Source organism: Flavimaribacter sediminis, from assembly GCF_019492055.1.
Lineage (GTDB): Bacteria > Pseudomonadota > Alphaproteobacteria > Rhizobiales > Rhizobiaceae > Flavimaribacter > Flavimaribacter sediminis.
Genome location: NZ_JAICBX010000005.1, coordinates 269,163 through 290,092 on the forward strand (window position 1 = coordinate 269,163; position 20,930 = coordinate 290,092).

The 20,930-nt window shown below is 59.9% G+C and carries 18 protein-coding genes; 11 read left to right on the forward strand and 7 right to left on the reverse strand.

Annotation, left to right across the window (positions count from 1 at the left end; genetic code table 11):
* Window positions 1-32: 32 nt before the first annotated feature.
* A complete protein-coding gene (locus K1W69_RS23175; protein WP_220230835.1) occupies window positions 33-1,022 on the reverse strand; it encodes a DUF1499 domain-containing protein in 990 nt (329 codons plus the stop codon).
* Between the two features lie 209 nt (window positions 1,023-1,231).
* Between K1W69_RS23175 and K1W69_RS23180 the strand changes: the two genes are divergently transcribed.
* Window positions 1,232-2,623, forward strand: a complete 1,392-nt coding sequence (locus K1W69_RS23180; protein ID WP_220230836.1) for an aminotransferase — start codon at window positions 1,232-1,234, stop codon at window positions 2,621-2,623.
* 136 nt (window positions 2,624-2,759) lie between these two features.
* On the forward strand, window positions 2,760-3,800 hold the full coding sequence (locus K1W69_RS23185; protein ID WP_258571302.1) for an alcohol dehydrogenase family protein: 1,041 nt from the start codon (window positions 2,760-2,762) through the stop codon (window positions 3,798-3,800).
* Window positions 3,801-3,817: 17 nt separating this feature from the next.
* On the opposite strand, the gene ppdK is transcribed toward K1W69_RS23185, so the two are convergent.
* The 4 genes from ppdK to K1W69_RS23205 all read right to left on the reverse strand — a co-directional run bounded on the left by ppdK (window position 3,818) and on the right by K1W69_RS23205 (window position 11,577).
* Window positions 3,818-6,487, reverse strand: a complete 2,670-nt coding sequence (gene ppdK / locus K1W69_RS23190) for a pyruvate, phosphate dikinase (protein WP_220230837.1) — start codon at window positions 6,485-6,487, stop codon at window positions 3,818-3,820.
* A 127-nt stretch (window positions 6,488-6,614) separates the two neighbouring features.
* Window positions 6,615-10,079 carry a chromosome segregation SMC family protein gene (locus K1W69_RS23195; protein ID WP_220230838.1) on the reverse strand — a complete coding sequence of 1,155 codons (3,465 nt, stop codon included), beginning with the start codon at window positions 10,077-10,079 and terminating at the stop codon, window positions 6,615-6,617.
* A gap of 74 nt (window positions 10,080-10,153) precedes the next feature.
* Entirely contained in the window at window positions 10,154-10,987 is an 834-nt protein-coding gene (locus K1W69_RS23200; protein ID WP_220230839.1) for a DsbA family protein, read from the reverse strand.
* A gap of 92 nt (window positions 10,988-11,079) precedes the next feature.
* A complete protein-coding gene (locus K1W69_RS23205; RefSeq protein ID WP_220230840.1) occupies window positions 11,080-11,577 on the reverse strand; it encodes a DUF721 domain-containing protein in 498 nt (165 codons plus the stop codon).
* 93 nt (window positions 11,578-11,670) lie between these two features.
* Here K1W69_RS23205 and mutY point away from each other — a divergent pair, with 93 nt between their 5' ends.
* Window positions 11,671-12,732, forward strand: a complete 1,062-nt coding sequence (mutY, locus tag K1W69_RS23210; protein ID WP_220230841.1) for an A/G-specific adenine glycosylase — start codon at window positions 11,671-11,673, stop codon at window positions 12,730-12,732.
* A gap of 34 nt (window positions 12,733-12,766) precedes the next feature.
* Window positions 12,767-13,381, forward strand: a complete 615-nt coding sequence (locus K1W69_RS23215) for an HAD family hydrolase (RefSeq protein ID WP_220230842.1) — start codon at window positions 12,767-12,769, stop codon at window positions 13,379-13,381.
* 9 nt (window positions 13,382-13,390) lie between these two features.
* Here the strand turns inward: K1W69_RS23215 and K1W69_RS23220 are convergent, their stop codons facing one another.
* The gene (locus K1W69_RS23220; RefSeq protein ID WP_220230843.1) at window positions 13,391-14,521 is read right to left on the reverse strand and encodes a site-specific DNA-methyltransferase; all 1,131 of its coding nucleotides are present in this window, start codon (window positions 14,519-14,521) and stop codon (window positions 13,391-13,393) included.
* A gap of 200 nt (window positions 14,522-14,721) precedes the next feature.
* Between K1W69_RS23220 and K1W69_RS23225 the strand changes: the two genes are divergently transcribed.
* The 4 genes from K1W69_RS23225 to K1W69_RS23240 all read left to right on the forward strand — a co-directional run bounded on the left by K1W69_RS23225 (window position 14,722) and on the right by K1W69_RS23240 (window position 16,752).
* Window positions 14,722-15,411 carry an HAD family hydrolase gene (locus K1W69_RS23225; protein WP_220230844.1) on the forward strand — a complete coding sequence of 230 codons (690 nt, stop codon included), beginning with the start codon at window positions 14,722-14,724 and terminating at the stop codon, window positions 15,409-15,411.
* A gap of 100 nt (window positions 15,412-15,511) precedes the next feature.
* Window positions 15,512-15,901, forward strand: coding sequence for a hypothetical protein (locus K1W69_RS23230; RefSeq protein ID WP_220230845.1), 390 nt, complete (start codon window positions 15,512-15,514; stop codon window positions 15,899-15,901).
* A 39-nt stretch (window positions 15,902-15,940) separates the two neighbouring features.
* Entirely contained in the window at window positions 15,941-16,318 is a 378-nt protein-coding gene (locus K1W69_RS23235; protein ID WP_220230846.1) for a hypothetical protein, read from the forward strand.
* 20 nt (window positions 16,319-16,338) lie between these two features.
* Window positions 16,339-16,752 (forward strand): DUF6636 domain-containing protein, encoded by a 414-nt coding sequence (locus K1W69_RS23240; protein WP_220230847.1) that lies wholly within the window; start codon window positions 16,339-16,341, stop codon window positions 16,750-16,752.
* A 21-nt stretch (window positions 16,753-16,773) separates the two neighbouring features.
* Here K1W69_RS23240 and K1W69_RS23245 read toward each other — a convergent pair whose 3' ends face one another.
* On the reverse strand, window positions 16,774-17,277 hold the full coding sequence (locus K1W69_RS23245) for a hypothetical protein (RefSeq protein WP_258571303.1): 504 nt from the start codon (window positions 17,275-17,277) through the stop codon (window positions 16,774-16,776).
* A gap of 209 nt (window positions 17,278-17,486) precedes the next feature.
* On the opposite strand from K1W69_RS23245, the gene thrC reads away from it, so the two are divergent.
* Genes thrC through K1W69_RS23260 form a run of 3 tightly spaced genes read left to right on the forward strand, consistent with a single transcriptional unit; the run spans window position 17,487 to window position 20,860 of the window.
* Window positions 17,487-18,884 (forward strand): threonine synthase, encoded by a 1,398-nt coding sequence (gene thrC / locus K1W69_RS23250; RefSeq protein ID WP_220230849.1) that lies wholly within the window; start codon window positions 17,487-17,489, stop codon window positions 18,882-18,884.
* Between the two features lie 17 nt (window positions 18,885-18,901).
* On the forward strand, window positions 18,902-20,200 hold the full coding sequence (locus tag K1W69_RS23255; RefSeq protein WP_220230850.1) for a M16 family metallopeptidase: 1,299 nt from the start codon (window positions 18,902-18,904) through the stop codon (window positions 20,198-20,200).
* A 21-nt stretch (window positions 20,201-20,221) separates the two neighbouring features.
* Window positions 20,222-20,860, forward strand: a complete 639-nt coding sequence (locus K1W69_RS23260) for a GNAT family N-acetyltransferase (protein ID WP_220230851.1) — start codon at window positions 20,222-20,224, stop codon at window positions 20,858-20,860.
* The last annotated feature ends 70 nt before the right edge of the window (window positions 20,861-20,930 follow it).

Consider the following 20,930-nt stretch of genomic DNA (forward strand, 5'->3'; position numbering starts at 1 on the left):
GCATCGGCTCTTCAGGATGCAAGGCTGCGTTCTTATCTGACTGCAATTCCCAACAGCTCGGCGTCCAGCGCATTGAGAAAGCGCGTGATGATTTGCGCGTTCACACCGAAATCATGCGGGCCGAATCGCGAAACGGAACGCATATCGACGAAAGTTGTCTGGGCTTCCTCCGTCAACCTGATGCTGATGTCGCTTTCCATCCCCCAGACGAGCGTCCGGGTTTCAGCCTGGATAATGATTTCGGCGGTCTTGCCGGCCGCGCCCTCTAGCAGCAACTGAACGTCGAGCGGCCCGAGGATGAGAGCTTCGGTGGCTTCCTCCTCGTTCTGCGGCGCAGTGATTGAAGAAGGCTCCGCCGTCGACACCTCTATAATGCTGCCCGCGCCTTCGTCCAACTCTGCAACAGGTTCGGATTCTCCATCCGTCTCCGATGCGGGTTCTTCCGGCGCTGCGTCCGGTTCGGATTGCGGCTCAAGCGTCTCGACGATTTTCAGACCCTGGTTTTCCGCAACCAGGCGCACTGCCTGCAGAATACGGTCCACCGCTCCCTCGTAGCGTCGTCCGGTTACAAGCGGGTAGGCCTCCGCCTGCCCGGCGTATGGTTCAGCCGGCGTCATGAATTCCGCAATCAGCCACTCGCTTTCATGCGACACGGGTTGCAGGAAGCCTGGCGGTTCCTCGACATTGGTCGTGATGTCGTAGATCCGCGGCAGGGTAGAGGCCCGATAAAGCACCAGTCCCGAGGGGATAAGAACCGCCATCGCCATGAGCAGGCCCTTGAAAGCCGCCATGCCGCCAACCGCGCCGACCAGCCAGAGACGGAAAATTCCCCAGAGCGCCAGGAGCAGAGCAAGGAGTGCTATGACGCCGCTGAGCGCGAAAGTCGCCGCGAACGTGATCGCCTCCAGAAACCCGAAGCGATGCAGCACGGCTGTGAAAACGAAGAGCGCCAACGCGAATAGACCAAGGCGGCGGGACCATTGCGCGGCATGGGAAACGGATCGCTCGTAACGGACTTTCATGATGCAGACAGGATCGCTCTTACCGGCAAAACGCGCTTCCACCCGGCAGCGAGCGGAAATCGGGAATCTGAATAAAGCCTTGGCTGCTTCAAATCCAGCCGAGAATGCAAATTCCCTCGACACCGGCGGGCTAGACGCGATAGTGTCCCGGCACTTCCCATACGCGGCTCGATCCGTCATTTCCTCCGATTTCCCATGCAGGTATAACCATGAACAGCAATCCTCCCCTTACCAATGTTCAGGCTCGCGATCTGGATGCGATCCTGCATCCCTACACGCCGCTGCACACCCTGCCGCAAACGGGCGCGACAGTGATCGATCACGGCAAGGGCGTCTATGTCTACGATACCCAGGGCAACGAATATATCGAGGGCATGTCGGGTCTGTGGTGCGCCGGCCTTGGTTTCGGCAACGAGGAGATGGTCGAAGCGGCCACGCAACAGATGCGCTCGCTGCCCTATTATCACCTGTTCGGAGGAATGGGCATCGAGCCGGCGATCGAACTCGCCGAAAAACTGAAGGAACTCGCCCCGGTTCCGATCTCCAAGGTGTTTTTCACATCGTCCGGTTCGGAAGCGAACGACACCCAAGTGAAGCTTGCCTGGTACTACAATAATGCGCGCGGAAAACCGGAAAAGAAGAAGATCATTTCCCGGATCAAGGCCTATCACGGCGTCACCATCATGTCCGCCTCGCTGACCGGCCTGCCTTACAACCACAAGGGTTTCGACCTTCCGATCGACCGCGTCGTGCACACCGAGTGTCCGCATTACTACCGTTTCGGGCAGGACGGCGAATCCGAGGCCGACTTCGTGACGCGATTGGCCACGTCACTGCGCGAACTCATCGAACGCGAAGGACCGGACACCATCGCCGCGATGATCGCCGAGCCGGTGATGGGCGCCGGCGGCGTGATTGTGCCGCCGAAGGGTTATTTCGAGGCGATTCAGCCGATCCTGGATGAATACGACATTTACCTCATCGACGATGAAGTCATCAACGGCTTCGGCCGGACAGGCAACTGGTGGGGCTCGGAAACGCTCGGCATGACGCCGAAGACGATCTCGGCGGCCAAGCAGTTGACGTCGGCCTATGCCCCGCTTGGGGCCGTGATGCTGCCGGAAGACATCTATCAGGCGTTTGTCGACCATTCGCGACAGATCGGCACATTCGGTCACGGCTTCACCTATGGCGGTCATCCGCTCGGATGCGCGCTGGGCGTCAAGGCGATCGAGATTTATCAGAAGCTCGACATTCTCAGCCATGTCCGCAGCCTCATCCCGGTTTTCGAGGCGCGCATGAAGAAGATAGCGGACCACCCGATTGTCGGCGAAGCCCGTTACTGCGGTTTGATGGGAGGCGTGGAACTGGTTGCCGACAAGGCGACCAAGCAGCCTTTCGACGCTTCCGTCGGCATCGGTCCGAAGGCGGCGACGCTCGCCCGCCAGAACGGCGCGATCTTCCGGGCCATCGGCGATACGCTCGCGGTCTGTCCGCCGATGATTATCACGGCCGAAGAGCTGAACGCATTGTTCGACCGCATGGAGAAAGCCCTCGACGACACCGAGTTCCTGGCGAAAAAGGACAATCTTCGGGGATAAGGCACAGATCGGGCAGGTAAAGACCAAGGCCTGATCCGCCGTTCAACACCCTGAAGACAGCGCGCCCGCTTGCGGCTCGTTTGACAAATCGAACCGCAATCCCGATTGTCGCCATTTTCCTTCTGAGGAATGCGATATGGCGGACAAAATGTGGGGCGTCGTTCTAACGGGCCACGGTGGACCGGAAATGCTGGAATGGCGTGATGATCTCGCGGTTCCGGTTCCGGGCCAGAACGAGGTGCTGATTGAAGTCGGCGCGGCGGCAGTCAACAACACCGACATCAACACGCGCACGGCCTGGTATTCAAAAGGTGATGGAGACGCGGCCGATGCAACCTGGGCAGGCGCGCCGCTGGAGCTCCCACGCATTCAGGGCATCGACGCGTGCGGTCGGATTATCGCCGTTGGCGACGGCGTCGACACCGGTCGCATAGGCGAACGTGTGCTGGTCGAGCCATGTCTCGTTGAAGCGGCAGGCAAGCCGTTGGAGACGCCCTGGTATTTCGGCTCGGAATGTGACGGAGGCTTTTCCCAGTTTACAAAGGTGGCCGCACGCCATGCCCACAAGATCGACAGCGACCTGACGGATATCGAACTGGCGTCCTTCCCCTGTTCCTACTCGACCGCCGAAAACATGCTGACCCGCGCGGGCGTGAAGGAGGGAGAAAGCGTGCTTGTTACAGGCGCGTCGGGCGGCGTCGGATCAGCAGCCGTGCAACTGGCGAGCGCCCGAAATGCAAATGTCATCGCAGTCACCAGCCCGACGAAGGCGGAAGACCTGCTGAAACTTGGCGCTGCTAAGACGATCGGCCGGGACGAAGAACCCGCAACAGCATTGGGTCAGAGTTGTGTCGATGTCGTTGTCGATCTCGTGGCCGGACCCAATTTCCCGTGGCTGTTGGATATCCTGCGGCCTGGCGGCCGATACGCAGTCGCGGGAGCTATCGGCGGCCCTATTGTGGAACTCGACGTTCGCACGCTTTATCTCAAGGACCTCAGATTCTTTGGTTGCACCAAGCTTGAGCCAGAAGTCTTTGGCAATCTCGTCAAGCGTATCGAGCGCAAGGAGATCAGGCCGCTGGTCGCCGAAACCTATCCGCTTCGCGAAATCGCGGCCGCGCAGGACGCCTTCATGAAGAAGGGTCATGTCGGCAAAATCGTCCTGGAGGTAGCCTGATCTACCGGTTAAGTGCGCTAAGCGTCCTCTCCCTTCAGCGCCGCCTGGGCGGCGGCGAGGCGGGCGATAGGCACGCGGAAGGGCGAGCAGGAAACGTAGTCGAGCGCCAGTTCCTCGCAGAAGTGGATCGAGGTCGGATCGCCGCCATGCTCGCCGCAAATGCCGAGCTTTATGTCAGGGCGCCCGGCCCTGCCCTTTTCCGCCGCCATCCGGATCAACTGGCCGACGCCGGCGATGTCCAGCGAGATAAACGGGTCGCGTTCGATGATGCCTTTTTTCTGATAGGTCGACAGAAAGGACGATGCGTCGTCGCGTGAAATACCAAAAGTCGTCTGGGTCAGGTCATTGGTGCCGAAGGAAAAGAACTCGGCCGCCTCGGCTATCACGTCCGCGCGAATTGCAGCGCGCGGCAGCTCGATCATGGTGCCAATCAGATAGTCTATCTTCTGACCCGCTTCTTCCATGATGTCGTTGGCCACCTTCTCGATATGCTTTTTGACGTATTCGAGCTCTGTCATCATGCCGACAAGCGGGATCATGATTTCGGGCACCACATGTTCGCCCGTTTTCGCGCCGGCTTCGACGGCCGCCTCGAAGATCGCGCGCGCCTGCATTTCGGCGATTTCCGGATAGGACACCGCCAGACGGCAACCGCGATGGCCGAGCATCGGGTTGAATTCGTGCAGCGCCTCCAGCCGCTGGCGCAAAAGCTCCTCCTCGACCTTCATGGCCTCAGCGACCTCCGCGATTTCCTCGTCGGTCTTCGGCAAGAACTCGTGAAGCGGCGGATCGAGCAGCCGGATCGTGACAGGAAGCCCCTTCATGATCTCGAAAAGCTCCACGAAGTCCGCCCGCTGCATGGGCAGCAACTGCGCGAGCGCGGTCCTGCGCCCCTCCTCGTCTCCGGCCAGGATCATTTCACGCATCGCCACGATACGATCATCCTCAAAGAACATGTGTTCGGTGCGGCAAAGGCCGATACCCTCCGCGCCGAACTTGCGCGCCACATTGGCGTCGGCCGGCGTTTCGGCGTTGGTGCGGACTTTCATGCGCCGCGAGCCGTCCGCCCATTCCATGAGACGTCCGAAATCTCCCGACAGCTCCGGATGAAGCATCGGCACAGAGCCTCTGAGCACCTGTCCAGAGGATCCGTCGACGGTGATGATTTCGCCTTCCTTCAACGGGCCGGATTCAGTCAGCAGGAGCTTGCGACGAATATCGACGCGGATGTTGCCGGCGCCGGAAACACAAGGCTTTCCCATTCCGCGCGCGACAACGGCCGCGTGACTGGTCATGCCGCCGCGCGACGTGACGATTCCCTGCGCAGCGTGCATGCCGTGAATGTCTTCCGGGCTGGTTTCGACGCGCACGAGGATAACCTTTTTGCCTGCTTCCGACTTTTCGACCGCTTCATCGGGCGTGAAGACGATTTCGCCGGTGGCGGCGCCTGGCGACGCCGGCAGACCGCTGCCGATGACATCGCGCGAGACCGACGGGTCGATGGTCGGGTGCAGAAGCTGGTCGAGCGACGCCGGATCGATGCGGCCGATCGCCTCCTGTTTCGTGATCATGCCCGCTTCAGCCAGATCGACGGCGATCCTCAATCCGGCGCGGGCCGTGCGCTTGCCCGCACGCGTCTGCAGCATCCAGAGCTTGCCGTTCTCGATTGTGAATTCGAGATCCTGCATATCCTTGTAGTGGTTTTCGAGCCTGTTGCAGATGCCGAGAAACTCGGAGAACGCGTCCGGCATCAGTTTTTCCAGGGACGGCTTGTCGGAACCTGCCTCGATGCGCGCGGCTTCAGTGATATTCTGCGGCGTGCGGATGCCGGCTACGACGTCCTCTCCCTGGGCGTTGACCAGGAATTCGCCATAGAGGGTGTTCTCGCCGGTCGACGGATTGCGCGTGAAGGCCACGCCCGTGGCCGAACCATCGCCCAGATTGCCGAAAACCATCGCCTGCACATTGACCGCCGTGCCCCAACCGGACGGGATGTCGTGCAATTGCCTGTAGGTAACGGCGCGGGCGTTCGTCCAGCTTGAAAACACCGCGCCGATGGCGCCCCAGAGCTGTTGCTGGGGATCCTGCGGAAACGCTTGCCCAAGCTCTTCCTCGATAACCGACTTGTAGCGCGCGATCACCTGTTTCCACTCGTCGGCGGTCAGCTCGGTGTCGAGTTCGTGTCCGAAACGGGCCTTCTCGTCTTCCAGGATTTCCTCGAAGACTTCGTGGTCCAGCCCCATGACGACGTCGGAATACATCTGGATGAAGCGGCGGTAACTGTCATAGGCGAAGCGTTCGTCGCCAACGCCTTCGGCCAGCGCAAGCACCGACTCGTCGTTCAGTCCGAGATTGAGGACAGTGTCCATCATACCCGGCATAGAGGCGCGCGCGCCCGAACGCACGGAAAGCAGGAGAGGCCTCTTGGCGTCGGCGAAATCGCGCCCCGCCACTTTGCCGATATGCGCCAGCGCCGTGTTGACCTGTTCTGCGAGTTCGTCCGGATAGGCGCGCGCATTTCCGAGATACCAGTTGCACGCCTCGGTGGTAATGGTGAGGCCTGGAGGCACGGGCAGCCCCAAATTGCACATCTCGGCAAGATTGGCGCCTTTGCCGCCGAGAAGATCGCGCATGTCGGCCGTGCCTTCGGCCGTCCCATCCCCAAAAGTGTAGACCCATTTCGTCATGCGGCTTCTCCAGTTACTCCGACATTATGTCGGTGCGCCAATGACCTACATGACAAACAGGGTCGAATACCAGAGCGCGAAGCCGGACAATTTATATTTTATCGATTGAATTTGTGCATTGCGGCAATCAACTTGCGTCACGCATCTGTTCGGCGGTCTCCAGATCCACGGAAACCAGTTGCGATACGCCCTGTTCAGCCATTGTCACGCCAAAGAGCCGGTTCATGCGCGCCATGGTGATCGGATTGTGAGTAATGATGACGAAACGGGTTTCGGTGGTCGCCGCCATTTCGTCCATCAGATTGCAAAAACGCTCGACATTGTGATCGTCAAGGGGCGCATCCACCTCGTCGAGAACGCAGATCGGGGCCGGGTTTGTCAAAAAGACCGCGAAGATCAGCGCCATCGCTGTCAGCGCCTGTTCGCCGCCCGAAAGCAGCGTCATGGTCTGCGGCTTTTTTCCCGGCGGGCGAGCAAGGATTTCCAGTCCCGCTTCGAGAGGGTCTTCCGACTCGACGAGCTGCAGCTCCGCCGTGCCGCCGCCGAAGAGATGGGTAAACAGCCGCTTGAATTGCTCGTTGACCACATCGAAGGCTGCGAGAAGACGCTCCCGGCCTTCGCGGTTCAGGTTCTGTATCGCCTGACGCAACTTGCCGATCGCCTCGACTACATCGTCACGCTCGACAAGGATGGTCTGCAGCCTCTCCGACAGTTCCTGCTGTTCCTCTTCCGCTCTCAGATTGACCGCGCCCAGCCTCTCGCGCTCGATCTTCAGCCGCTCCAGCCGGCGATCGACCTGTTCGGGGTCCGGAAGATCCTCGTTAGCGGCCAGTCCCGTGTGGCGAATGGCTTCGTGCGGCGGACATTTCAGGGCTTCGTTGATACGGGTTTCGGAAGCCGAACGCTTTTCCTTCGCCGCGTTCAGCCGTTCTTCGGCGCGTCCGCGCTGCTCGCGGCCCTGTGACAGAAGCTCCAGCGCGCGCGAGGCTTCCTGATCGGCCTCGCGTTGATCATTCTCCGCGGCCGCCAGTATATCGGCGGCCTTCTTCCTCGACTCTTCGGCGTTGGTGAGTTCGTTCATCAGCCGACGACGCTGCTGCTCGAGTTCGTCAGGCGCATCGGAAAGCTTTTCGGCCTCTTCGGCCGTTTCCTTCAGCCGCTCTTTCAGCGTCGTGATGTGCTGCTCGGCGTTGGAGACGCGCCTGGTCCAGTTCTCGCGCTCTCCGGCGATCGCCCTGAGCCTGCGATCCCGGGCTTCTTTCTCGCGCTTCAGCCCTTCATACACAGCGCGGGCTTCCGCCATCGCGGAGCGATCGGCAGCGACATTCGCCCTCAACGATTCCAGACGGCTTTCGAGCGCGCCGAGATCGGGGGCGGACGCCAGCGCAAGCTCCGCTTCCTTGTAAGCGCCCTGCGCTTCCTCGAGCTGTGTGTCGATCTGCTTGCGGAGTTCGCTGAGGACAGTGCGGCGATTGGCGATTTCGCCTGTCGCCTTTTCCGCCGCCGAATGCGCCTCGCGCGCCAAGTTCAACTCGCGCTGTGCGCTGCGCAATTCCTCGCGCGTCTGACGCTGCTTCTCGCCGCCCGCCTTGAGCGCCTCTTCAGCCTGCTTCAACCCGTCCTCGGCCGCGCGCAGGGTTTTCGTCGCCTCGACGGCCTCGGCGTCGAGTTCGGCCAGCCGGTTCTTCTGTGCAAGCCTCTGAGCCGCTGCTGTAGGCGCATTTGCGGTGGCGACGAAACCATCCCAGCGCCAGAGCGATCCATCGACGCCCACAAGCGCCTGCCCTGTCTGCAACTGGCTCTGAAGCCGCGCGCCTTCTTCCGCAGTCTCGACGATTCCGATCTGCGCGAGCCGTCGCGCCAGCTCCTTCGGACCGCTCACGCGAGAGGCAAGCGACGGCGCGCCCGCAGGCAGAGAGGGATCGTTTCCGGCATCCGACACAAGCCCCCAATAGGCGGGGGCGGAGTTGTCCAGCGGCTGTTCGAGATCGTCGCCAAGGGCCGCGCCAAGAGCCGCCTCATAGCCTTTCTCGACCTTCATCTTGTCAACGACAGGCGGGAACAGATCATCATTGCCGCCGGCGTTCAGAATTTTCGAGATTGTGCGGGATTCGGTTTCAATCCGGTTCAGTTCCGAACGCGCTTCCTGCACCGGCTTGCGCAACTCCACTTCTGCGCGGCGCCCGGCCTCGATCGTCTCTTCAAGCTCGCCAAGCACCGCCTCAAGCGCGGCCACCTTTTCCTCGAATTCCTTCACGGCGTTCAGTTTGAGCGCTGGATCGGGCAGTCCAGCGATCTTTTCGCCGATCTCGTCAAGCTCACGCCTGGTTTCGGCCAGCTGTCTTTCAAACCGGTCACGACGTTCGCTCGCCTCCGCGAGCGCGCGTTCCGACTGGGTTCGCTGGGCGGCCGCCTCCGCCCGTTCGGAGGTCACCTGTCCAAGCGCCGCCTCACTGTTCGCCAGTGTCGCCTCGGTCTCCCTGAAACGCGCTTCCTTTTCCGTTTCGACTTCGCCGCCAGACTGATCGGCTTCCCGCAGCTCGTTTTCCTCGGAGGCCAGCTTTTGGAGGATGTCGGCGTTGTCGGCGACGAGCTGCTCCTCGCGCTCTATATCGGCGGAAAGCTGCGCCATGCGTCGTTCGATCTCGGACCGTCGGCCGGCCAACCGCTCGGCTTCTTCCTCGATCTGCGCGCGGGCGATCTGCAGCCGCTGCAAGGCGGCGGCGGCTTTTGCCTCATCTTCACGCAATTTTGGCAGCTTGTGGGCGTTGACCGCCTGATCCTTGGCGGCTTCCATCTGTTGTTGCGAACGTTCAGCAACAAGGCTGGTCGCCTGTGAGAGAGCGGATTCGGCTTCCGCCTCGGCGGCCTTCGCCTCCAGCCAGCGAATATGCAGGAGCGTCGCCTCGGCCTTGCGGACATCGGCGGAAAGGATCTTGAAACGGTTTGCCTGACGCGCCTGGCGCTTGAGACTTTCGATCTGGGTTTCGAGCTCGGAGGTCACGTCCTCGAGACGCTCCAGATTGGTCTCGGCCGCCCTCAGACGCAGTTCCGCCTCGTGCCGGCGTGAATGCAGGCCGGAAATGCCGGCCGCCTCTTCGAGCAACTGCCGCCGAGCCTGGGGTTTCGCCTGGATGAGCTCGCCGATCCGGCCCTGCCCGACCATGGAAGGGGAACGGGCGCCCGTTGAGGCGTCGGCAAACAGCAACTGCACGTCCTTGGCGCGGGCCTCCTTGCCGTTGATACGGTATACGGACCCGGATTCACGCTCGATGCGGCGCGTCACCTGGATCTCGTCCTCATCGTTGAAGGCGGCGGGCGCTGTGCGGTCAGCATTGTTGAGAAACAGCCCGACCTCGGCTGTGTTCCGCGAAGGGCGGTTGCCTGAGCCGGAGAAGATGACGTCGTCCATGCCGGACGCGCGCATGTTCTTGTAGGAGTTTTCGCCCATGACCCATCGCATCGCCTCGACGAGGTTGGACTTGCCACAGCCATTGGGACCGACAACGCCCGTCAGCCCCTTCTCAATGTGGAATTCCGTGGGATCGACGAAGGATTTGAAACCCAGCAGGCGAAGCCGGTCAAATTTCACGGGAGATCCTCCCGTGAAACGACGTCAGGAAGTATTTGCAGAAATACGCGACGCAATCTGCAGAATGGGAGGTGTCAAAGCATACTGTCGATAAGGGCCGACATCTGGTCAACTGACATGTTCCCCGAATACCGGTTTCCATTGATCAGGAAAGTCGGTGTGGATGTGACGCCAAATTCCTGAACAGCCTTGTTTTTTACTGTATTCACATCGTCTACAAGCTGCTGGTTCGTCAAGCAGGCCTCAAAGGTCTCCTGTGTAAAACCCGCAAGTTTGGCGATATTCAGCAGCGCGGTGCGCGCATCCTGGGCGCGCGCCCAGTTCTGCTGCTGCTGCATCAGAACCTCGACCATCGGGAAAAACTTGTCGTCGGGCGCGCACCGCGCCAGCATGATCGCCGCGGTCGCGCGCGGATCAAACGGGAATTCCCGCACGATGAACTGGATCTTGCCGCTGTCCGCATATTTTTCGATGATCGGCTTGAACGTGTTGTTGTGGAAGGCCGCGCAATGCGGACACGTCATCGACATGTATTCAACGATCTTGACCGGGGCGTCCGCGTCGCCGAGATACATTTCTTCCATCGGACCCGGCTCAAGGACAGCGTCCATATCGACGCTACCGTCCGATGACGGCAGATCGACCGAGCTACTGGTGCTTGCCTGGGCGACCTGAACGGTTTCTTCGGCGGAGGAGGCAGCTGATGTCTGCTTCGTCTCACCGTCGGAGATGGCGCCTGTGGTGATCGAATTGTCGGCGCTCATCTGCGATGTCGACGTAGCGGGCGCCATCGTCTCGGCGGTCTTGTTTCCGCCGCTGTCAGAGCATGCCGCAAGCGCGATCGCCAGAGCCGTTGCTCCAGCCAGTTTGGTCATGTTCCGGACAACGGTGTTCGCATTTGACGACATTTGTAATTTCCCTGATTTCCAGCCACTCGGAAGGGACACATATAGCCATAAATGCGGCAGAACAACCGTTTTGGGATCGATTCACAGACGTGTTATCGCCGCGGCGCGTCCGGCTGCGTCATTACCGCCTTGCCGAGCCTGTCCAGAGCCTGCCGCAGCCTGTCATCCTCGATCTGTTCGAGCATCCGATCGAGCCTGCCCTGCTGTTCGGGAGCCATTGGCCTGACTCGGGCCGCTCGGCGTGGCTGGGCCGACACGGGCTTCTGGACGATTTTTACCCTGTCGACTGCCGGAAATCCGAAAACCGCGTTGAGCCGCTGGATAAGCTGATCGGTTTCGTGCGCAAGAAAGAGAGCCCTGGCGCCTTCACAGGCGATCGTCAGCACGCCGGGGACGAATTGCTCGTCCGGCCCGCTCCTGCGCGGCCATTTGATGGCTTCCGGCCGGGTGCAATCGACATAGTCGGGTCCGACCACCTCGTCCCACATGCCGAGCAACATGGTGTTGATGCCGGCGCGTTTCGCCAGAACGGGATCAATCAGCGCATTGGCGATTTCGCTGATCTGCTTCGTGCCGGCGTTCTTGACCATTCGTGCGCAACCGAGTTTTCCACCACACGGCATTGAAAATGCCTTGACGCACTCTACAAGTCGAATGGACCCACTGCAATGCCGGCGGCTTCCATGAACCACTCTACCACGGCGCACGCCGAAACTCTCCTCAACTGGTATGACAAGCATCACCGCAGCCTTCCGTGGCGGGTTTCGCCGCAGGACAGGAACCGCGGAGAACGGCCCGATCCCTATCGAATATGGCTGTCGGAGATCATGTTGCAACAAACGACCGTGCAGGCGGTCAAACCCTATTTTGCGGATTTTCTGAAGCGCTGGCCGACGATCTCCGAGCTTGCCGCGGCCAGTGAAGAGGATGTTTTGAAGGCATGGGCCGGCCTCGGTTATTATAGTCGCGCGAGAAACCTGAAGAAATGCGCCGACACCATCATGCGCGACCATGGCGGCCGGTTTCCGCAGACGACCGAGGCGCTCAAGAATCTGCCAGGCATCGGCGACTATACGGCGGCGGCGATCGCGGCCATTGCTTTCGACAGCCATGCGGCCGTTGTCGACGGCAATATCGAGCGGGTGATTTCACGCCTCAACGCCATCGACACGCCCCTGCCGGCCGCGAAAACCGAAATCAAGGCGATCGTTCACGATATGACGCCGGAGGAGCGGCCGGGCGATTTCGCCCAAGCCCTCATGGACCTCGGCGCCAGGCTGTGCACGCCGAAACGACCGGCCTGTGCGCTCTGCCCTTTCAATTCCGACTGCGAGGCGCTCGCCTCTTCCGACCCGGAGCTTTATCCCGTCAAACCCGCGAAAAAGGCAAAACCTGTGCGTCGCGGCGCGGCCTTCGTCGCTGTTGACAGCGCTGGCGCCATTTTGTTGCGAAGGCGGCCGGACAGCGGTCTGCTTGCGGGCATGAGCGAGGTTCCGACTACGGACTGGACCGCAAGGAGAGACGGCGCCACCGGCCCGCAAGCCGCGCCGTTTTCCGCCGACTGGCAGGCGAAAGGCAGTATCAAGCATGTTTTCACACATTTCGAATTGCGACTTGACGTCTATCGCGCGGACGTCAAGGCGAACCCTCCGCTTGAAAGCGCTTGGTGGTCTCCGCCCGGAGAAATCGACGGCGAAGCGTTGCCAACGGTCATGAAAAAGGCGATAGCGGCTGCTATCTCCTGAAATCTCGTGAAGCCTACGGAAGGATTATCGTCTTATGAACGATCCGGTTCGCCACATTGTCTTCGATATCGGCAAGGTGCTGCTCCACTACGACCCGCACATCCCCTTCAGCCGGATCATCCCCGACGAGACGGAAAGACAGTGGTTTTTCGACAATGTCTGCACCCATGACTGGAACATCGAGCAGGATCGCGGGCGAAGCTGGGAAGAGGCTGAAGCGCATCTGATCGCCGAACACCCTGACCACGAGGAACGCATCCGGGCGTTCCGGCTGAACTGGCACGAGATGGTGCCGCACGCCTATGACGACAGCGTCGATGTCATGCGAAGCCTGATGAGCAACGGCTACGACGTGACAATGCTGACCAATTTCGCCTCCGACACGTTCCGGGAGGCCCAGGAGCGCTTCACCTTTCTCAAGGAACCGCGCGGCGTGACCGTGTCAGGCGATATCGGTCTGATCAAACCGGATGTCGCAATCTACGAAAGCCATGTGGAAAACTTCGACCTCGATCCGGCGAACAGCCTGTTCATCGATGACAGCCACCCCAACGTCGAAGGCGCGCGCGCAGCCGGCTGGAAAGCTATTCACTTCAAAAGCGCGCCCGACTTGCTCGCCGAACTCGAAAAATACGGCGTGAAGGTTTGAACACGGATTTCAGACGCCGGCCTTCGCCATCTCTTGACGGATGACCTTGCGCAGATTGTCGATCGGCGCCAGTTCACGGCCGTCGGGATAGTGCCAGAAGGTCCAGCCGTTGCAGGCGTCGAGGCCCTGCACCTGGGCGCCGACACGATGGATCGACCCCGACATGTCGCCGCTGACCAGCGTTCCGTCGGCCCTGACAGTGGCGCTGTGGCGTCCTTTCGCACATTGCAGGGTTGCGCCAGGCTGGATGTGACCAGCTTCGACCAGAACGCTGAACGCAACGCGCGGCTCCGCCTTCTTGCCGGTCATGACGGTCAATTCGGCGTTGCCCAGCGGCGTGACCTCCGCAATTCGGCGCGTTGCGGCGTCGATGTAGTCCTGTTCGCGTTCTATGCCGACGAAGGTACGGCCGAGGCGCTTGGCCACCGCGCCTGTCGTGCCGGATCCGAAGAAGGGATCGAGAACCACGTCGCCGGGCTTCGACGATGACATCAGAACGCGGGCGAGAAGCGCTTCAGGCTTCTGGGTGGGGTGCAGTTTCTTGCCGTCCTCACCCTTCAGCCGCTCGCCGCCGCTGCAGATCGGGAAAAGCCAGTCGGACCGCATCTGAACGTCTTCGTTGGCGGCCTTCATGGCTTCGTAGTTGAAAGTGTAGTTGCGGGCCGAACTGTCACGGCTCGCCCAAATCATGGTTTCGTGCGCATTCTGGAACCGGCGGCCGCGGAAATTCGGCATCGGATTGGTCTTGCGCCAGACAATGTCGTTGAGGATCCAGAAATTCAGGTCCTGCAAAATCGCGCCGACGCGGAAGATGTTGTGGTAGGAGCCGATGACCCATATCGTCCCGCTCGGCTTCAGGACACGCCTGCAGGCAAGCAGCCATGCGCGCGTGAAAGCGTCATAGGCCGCGAAGGAATCGAACCTGTCCCAGGCGTTAGTCACCGCGTCGACCCTGGACTGGTCGGGCCTGTGGAGATCGCCGCCGAGCTGCAAATTGTAGGGCGGGTCTGCGAAGATCACATCCACGGAATGTTCCGGCAGCGCCTCGAGCGCAGCAACGCAATCGCCTTTGATGATGGAATTCAGGAAAAAGCCGGAGTCGGAACCGCCGGCGAGCTCTGCAGGAGAAAGTACAAACATGGACACCCGAATACGCTTACTCGTTGAACTGGCGACATGTTCGCCCAATATGGTTATCAAATAGAAAACGCCGCGCGCGTAGCGCCGGCTCTCATGAATTCGCCGGCGTTGTCGCGGCCACGACAATGGTGTAATCCCCGGGCGCCGCACCATTCCGGACTCCCCACCGGAACAAAAGCCAACAAGCAGCGGGAAAATAAATGGCAGGTTTTGACCTCATCGTCTTTGATTGCGACGGCGTCCTCGTGGATTCAGAAATTATCGCCGCGCAGGTGGACGCCAAACTGCTGACCGAGGCCGGATACCCGATCGACGCGGCGACGGTTGCGGAACGGTTTTCCGGGATGACCTGGAAAGACATCCTGTTGACCGTCGAGGCGGAAGCCGACATTCCGCTGCAGGCCTCGCTTCTGGAAGCCTCCGAGACGATCCTCGACAAGAAACTGGCGCGGGACGTCAAGCCGATCGCCGGCGTAAAATTCGCCGCCCTGAAAACCGGCCTGCCCCGCTGCGTCTGTTCCAACTCGTCGCCGAAGAGAATCAGGGCAATGCTGAAGCGCACCGGCGACCTGGGGCTGTTCGAACCGAATATATTTTCATCGCGCGAGGTTGGCGAAAAGCGGCCCAAGCCCGCGCCCGACGTCTTTCTGCATGCCGCGGAAACCATGAATGTGCGCCCGGTCAACGCGATCGTGGTCGAAGATTCCGCACATGGCGTCGCCGGGGCGAAAGCCGCAGGCATGCGGGTTGTCGGGTTTACCGGGGCCTCGCACAGCTATCCCTCGCATGCAGACACCCTGACGGCGGCCGGCGCGGAAACGGTGATCAACCGACTGGTCGATCTTCCGGCCGTGGTTGAAGCATTGTCCGGATGGTCAGATACATTCTGATCCATTCCACCAATATTTCACGAGTTTTATATTGCGTTGCGATGTTAATTTGGCAATTATCGGTTGTATAGATAGAGACAATTTTCGGGAGTTCTTTATTGTGCGCCTACTAGTTTGTGCTGTTTCGCTTGTTGGCCTGTTGTTCTGGCCGCTCACTGCTTCCGCCGGAACCACAGGATGGATCGATTTCAACAACGAGAGAGAACTCAGAGCGGCGCTGGCTGCAGCCAAGCATAATTTCGGAGTGTACGAAACCTACAAGTCAATTCAGTGCAAACAGGAAAATGGCAAGGTCTACGTCAAGGTCAATTACAACATGGTGATGTCCGGCGGATTCTATGGAGTCATGATCGATTCCAAGCAGAAAGTCGATGCATGGATTTCAGAACCGGAACAGAAACGGTTGAAGATCCGGTACCGCTCGCGATCCAACGTCAAGACGAAGAATGGCACTCTATCCTGTGTCATCTGGTTCAGACCTGCTGACTGAATATTGAGCGCCATTCATTACATTTCGAAGGATACTGTCATGCTTAGACTGCTGATTTTCGGACTGCTCGCCGCTGCCCTGCTTCCCGCGTCAGCCCTGGCGAAATCGACAGGCTGGATCGACCTGACGAACAAGAAGCAGATTCGCGAATTCAACGCGCTGATAAACCGCGGCAAGGGACAGGGACTGGTCTACAAAAAAATCGAATGCAAACTGGAAAACAGTCGACCCTATGCGAAAATTGAGTATGGGAGCACAGGCACGCAGAGCATTTATTACATCTACACCGACTTCTGGAAAAACATCGAACCGGAGTACAAGAAGTACAAGCGCCGCGGCGCCATCGTTGTCAGCCGCTCCGATATCGAAACCAATAAGGGGCTGTTCACCTGCATTATATGGCGGAAATGGTATTAAGGCGGCCTCTCCCGGCGGGAATGATCACGCGTTGTTTTCTCGGAATTCTGACGCTAACGCTGACCTCCGGCGCCGCCCTGGCCGACGGTTTCGGCTTCATGACGCCGTCAGGAAATATCTATTGCAACGGCTATGTAAGCGGCGGCGGTGCCATCGGCTGCACGATCGTTTCCAGAAGCGGTGAATTCGCACTGCCGAAACCGGCGTCATGCGCCGGCGTCTGGGGCCATGAATTCACGCTTGAAGGGTCTGGTCCCGCGTGTATGACATGCGGAGAAGCGCCCAAGGGCGTCGATTATTCCGACATCGCTGATTACGGCGCTTCCGCTGACTTCGGCGATATCACCTGTACGTCGGAACGCACCGGTCTGACTTGCCGCAACAAAACCGGTCGCGGATTTTTTCTCTCACGACGCAAGCAGGAAATCTGGTGAGATCGGCAAGACGCCACAAGATCAGCTCCGTTTGGGAGGCCCTTCGTCGAAACCGACAAAGACGCGGACAGACCGCGAAGCGCTGATCGGGATATTAATGTTGGAATCGTTGAACAGGAACTGCGCAGTCGGCGCGCCTTCCGGCAGCGAGGTTTCGAACTGCGTGAGCTCCGAATAGATCACGTTGTTTGTACCGTTTTCGACGACGGCGACGCGGATCGGCATCTTGACGACGCCTGCTCCACCGGCCGGGCCGGCGGCCACATGGCCAGCCGCGACGACGGTGATGTTCATTTGGCTGCCGGTGATCGAGCACTGACGCGTCGTGTCAGTGATCGACGCCTGGTAGACGATCTTCTGCGGATCATCCTCACCGCCCCGGGCGTATCTGCGGATATAGGCGGTGCCGTCCCTCAGCTGCACGCTGGGACAACCGCCCTGGACGACCTTTGCTCCAAGTTTTTCGTCAATGGCGCCGGCGCCGCCGGTATTGCCGGAGGTGTTGCACCCCGCGACGAGAGCCATAAGCGAAACCAATGCGAAACCGCGAACAGACTGTAATGACACCATAATCGACTTTCACTTCCCCCGACCGGACAGATGATAACCAACAAGATGGTCCAATTTGTGGTGCGGGCCTTTTACGTAATCTTGCGATGTTCTATACCAGCGCCACGCTGCACCACAACACCTTCCGACCGAAATGCCGGATGAATCCATACAGGTAAACGAGCTTGCAATATATATCGACCAGGGGCGATGCTCCGGCCCTCGGCTTCAACGACGCGCTCCTCGCAGGGCTTGCCCGCGACGGCGGTCTTTACGTGCCTGAAAGCTGGCCAGAGCTTTCAAAACGGGAGATTCGCAAACTGCGCGGCAAGAGCTACCAGGAGATCGCGTTCGAGATTCTCCTGCCCTTCGTCGAGGGCGACATCGAGCCGGATGCGTTCCGTTCCATGATCGATGGGGCCTATGCGACATTCCGTCACCCGGCGGTGGCGCCGCTCGTCCAGTCTGGCCCGAACAGTTTCGTCATGGAGCTCTTTCACGGACCGACGCTTGCCTTCAAGGACATCGCCATGCAGTTGCTTGCGCGGCTGATGGACAACGCGCTTCAGGAGCGCGGCGACAAGGCCACGATCGTGGGCGCAACGTCCGGCGACACCGGAGGCGCCGCGATCGAGGCGTTCGCCGGTCGCGACAACACCGATATCTTCATCCTGTTTCCGCACGGACGGGTTTCGCCGGTGCAGCAACGGCAGATGACGACCTCCGGCGAGAGCAATGTTCACGCCCTGTCGATCGACGGCACGTTCGACGATTGCCAGAATCTGGTGAAGGCGATGTTCAACGACATGCGTTTTCGCGACAGCATGAAGGTTTCAGGCGTGAACTCGATCAACTGGGCGCGCATCATGGCCCAGATTGTTTACTACTTCACCACGGCGATCAGCCTGGGCGCCCCGGACCGCAAGGTTTCGTTCACGGTTCCGACCGGCAACTTCGGCGACATTTTCGCCGGATATTGCGCCAAGCGCATGGGACTTCCAATCGCCAAGCTGGTCATTGCGACCAATGAGAACGACATCCTTGCGCGGGCGCTCAGGACCGGGCGCTACGAAACCCGCGGCGTCGTACACACAACATCGCCTTCGATGGATATCCAGATATCATCCAATTTCGAAAGGCTGCTTTTCGATGCATTCGGGCGCGACGCACAGAGCGTGAAACAGGCCATGGCGGGACTGACCCAGTCCGGCGCCTTTACCATCGGGGCCGATGCTCTGAAGCGCATCCGCAAGGATTTCTCCGCAGGCAAGGCGACCCGAAAGCAGGTGGCGGCGATCATCCGCTCGACAATGGAGGAAAGCGGCTATCTGCTCGATCCGCATTCGGCGGCCGGTGTGCACGTCTCACATCGTTTCGAAAAGCCCAACGCGCCCATGATTACGCTGGCGACAGCCCATCCGGCCAAGTTTCCCGACGCAGTAATTTCGGCTTGCGGTATTGACCCGGCCCTTCCTTCGTGGCTCTCTGACCTGATGCATCGGGAGGAGAAATTCGAAAGGTTGCAGCCAGATCTCGAAGCGGTCGAGAGCTACATTGCCCGAAATGCCCGCGCTGCCCGTTGAAGAACGCGGAACATAGTATGTCAGTTGAGTGTACCCGGCTCGCGAACGGGATGACGGTCGTTACCGAACACATGCCCCACCTGGAAAGCGCCGCTCTCGGAGTGTGGCTGAACGCCGGCTCGCGCGACGAACGCCAGGGCGAGCATGGCATAGCCCATCTGCTGGAGCACATGGCCTTCAAGGGCACGCATACGCGCACCGCCAGACAGATCGCCGAGGAAATAGAGAATGTCGGCGGAGAGGTGAACGCCTCCACATCGGTGGAGACGACCGCCTATTATGCGAGAATCCTCAAGGACAATGTGCCGCTCGCCATCGACATCCTGTCGGACATCCTGACGGACTCGGTGTTCGACTCGGTTGAACTGGAGCGTGAGAAACACGTCATCCTGCAGGAAATCGGCGCGGCCACCGACACGCCCGACGACGTCGTTTTCGACCATTTTTCGGAAACCGCCTTTCGCGACCAGACCATCGGCAGGCCGATCCTGGGGACGCCGGACACCGTCAACTCGTTCACTTCCGACCAGATCAGAACCTACCTCAGGCGCAATTACACCGCCGACAAGATGATCCTTGTCGCCGCCGGAGCTGTTGATCACGATGCGATCGTGAAACTGGCCGAAGACCGCTTTGGGTCGATCGCGTCCTCGTCGACCGAAACGCCGGAGAAGGTCGAAGCGAAATATACCGGCGGCGAATACCGGGAAACCCGGAAGCTCATGGATGCGCAGCTGCTGATTGGCTTCGAGGGGCGCGCCTACCACGCGAAAGATTTCTACGCCTCGAACGTACTGGCCAATCTCATCGGCGGCGGCATGTCGTCCCGGCTGTTCCAGGAAGTCCGCGAACATCGCGGTCTTTGCTATTCGATCTATGCGCTGCATTGGGGATTTTCAGACACAGGCGTGTTCGCCGTGCACGCGGCGACCGGCGAAGAGGACATTCCCGAACTCGTTCCGGTCATCCTTGACGAAATGCGCAAGGTCGCCGACAGGATCGACGAACCGGAAATCGAAAGAGCCCGGGCGCAATTCCGGTCCGGCCTGCTGATGGCGCAGGAAAGTCCCGCGGCGCGCGCAAGCCAGATCGCCCGGCAGATGCTGTTGTTCGGCCGCCCCATCCCCAACGAGGAACTGATGGAGCGGCTGGAGAACATAACGACACAGAGACTGACCGACCTGGCGGCGCGCCTGTTTTTCGATTCACCGCTGACGCTCTCGGCCGTCGGGCCTCTCGACCGGCTGATGTCCATGGAAGAAATTTCGGGCAGCCTGTCCACCGCTCAGGGTTTGCCCCGTTCTGCTCTCGGATAGCTCTCCGGATATCCAGGTGATATGCGCATATTCAACCGGTTCGCCACTACGCCGCACATCGGCGGAAACGGGTTTTTCCTGCGCCGTCCCGAAGGACGCGACTATCGCGCCTGGTACGAACTCAGAAGCAACAGCCGCTCCTTTCTCGAACCCTGGGAGCCAAACTGGGCGCTGGACTACTTGTCCCGGCGCTCCTACCTGGGTTTGGTGCGCCGCTACAGGGCCGATTTCGCTGAAGGCCGGGCCGTGCCATTGTTCCTTTTCCGGACAGAAGACAACGCTCTGCTGGGAGGTCTCAACATTGGCAACATTCGCGGCGGCGCGGTGCAAAGCTGCATGATCGGCTACTGGATGGGCGAGGAGCACTCCGGACAAGGCTGGATGTTGAAGGCTATCGAAGCCGTGCAACCCTATATCTTCGAGACACTGCGGTTGCACAGAATTGAAGCTGCCTGTATTCCGGAAAACACACGATCCGTGAAACTCCTTGAAAAGGCCGGCTTTCAGTATGAAGGCTTTTTGAGGGGATATTTGAAAATCAATGGCAGATGGCGAGATCATAGTCTATATGCTCTGTTGGCTGAAGACAGGTTCGGCGAGCGAAACGGCAAGCGGGTTGACCGGCGTTCATGTGGGAACGCAGACCTCGGCGCGCCGTAACGACATGCGGCGGAAACGATCTTCGCAAAGGATAGGCGTTCCTTCATTGGCAGCCGATCCTGGGCACTGC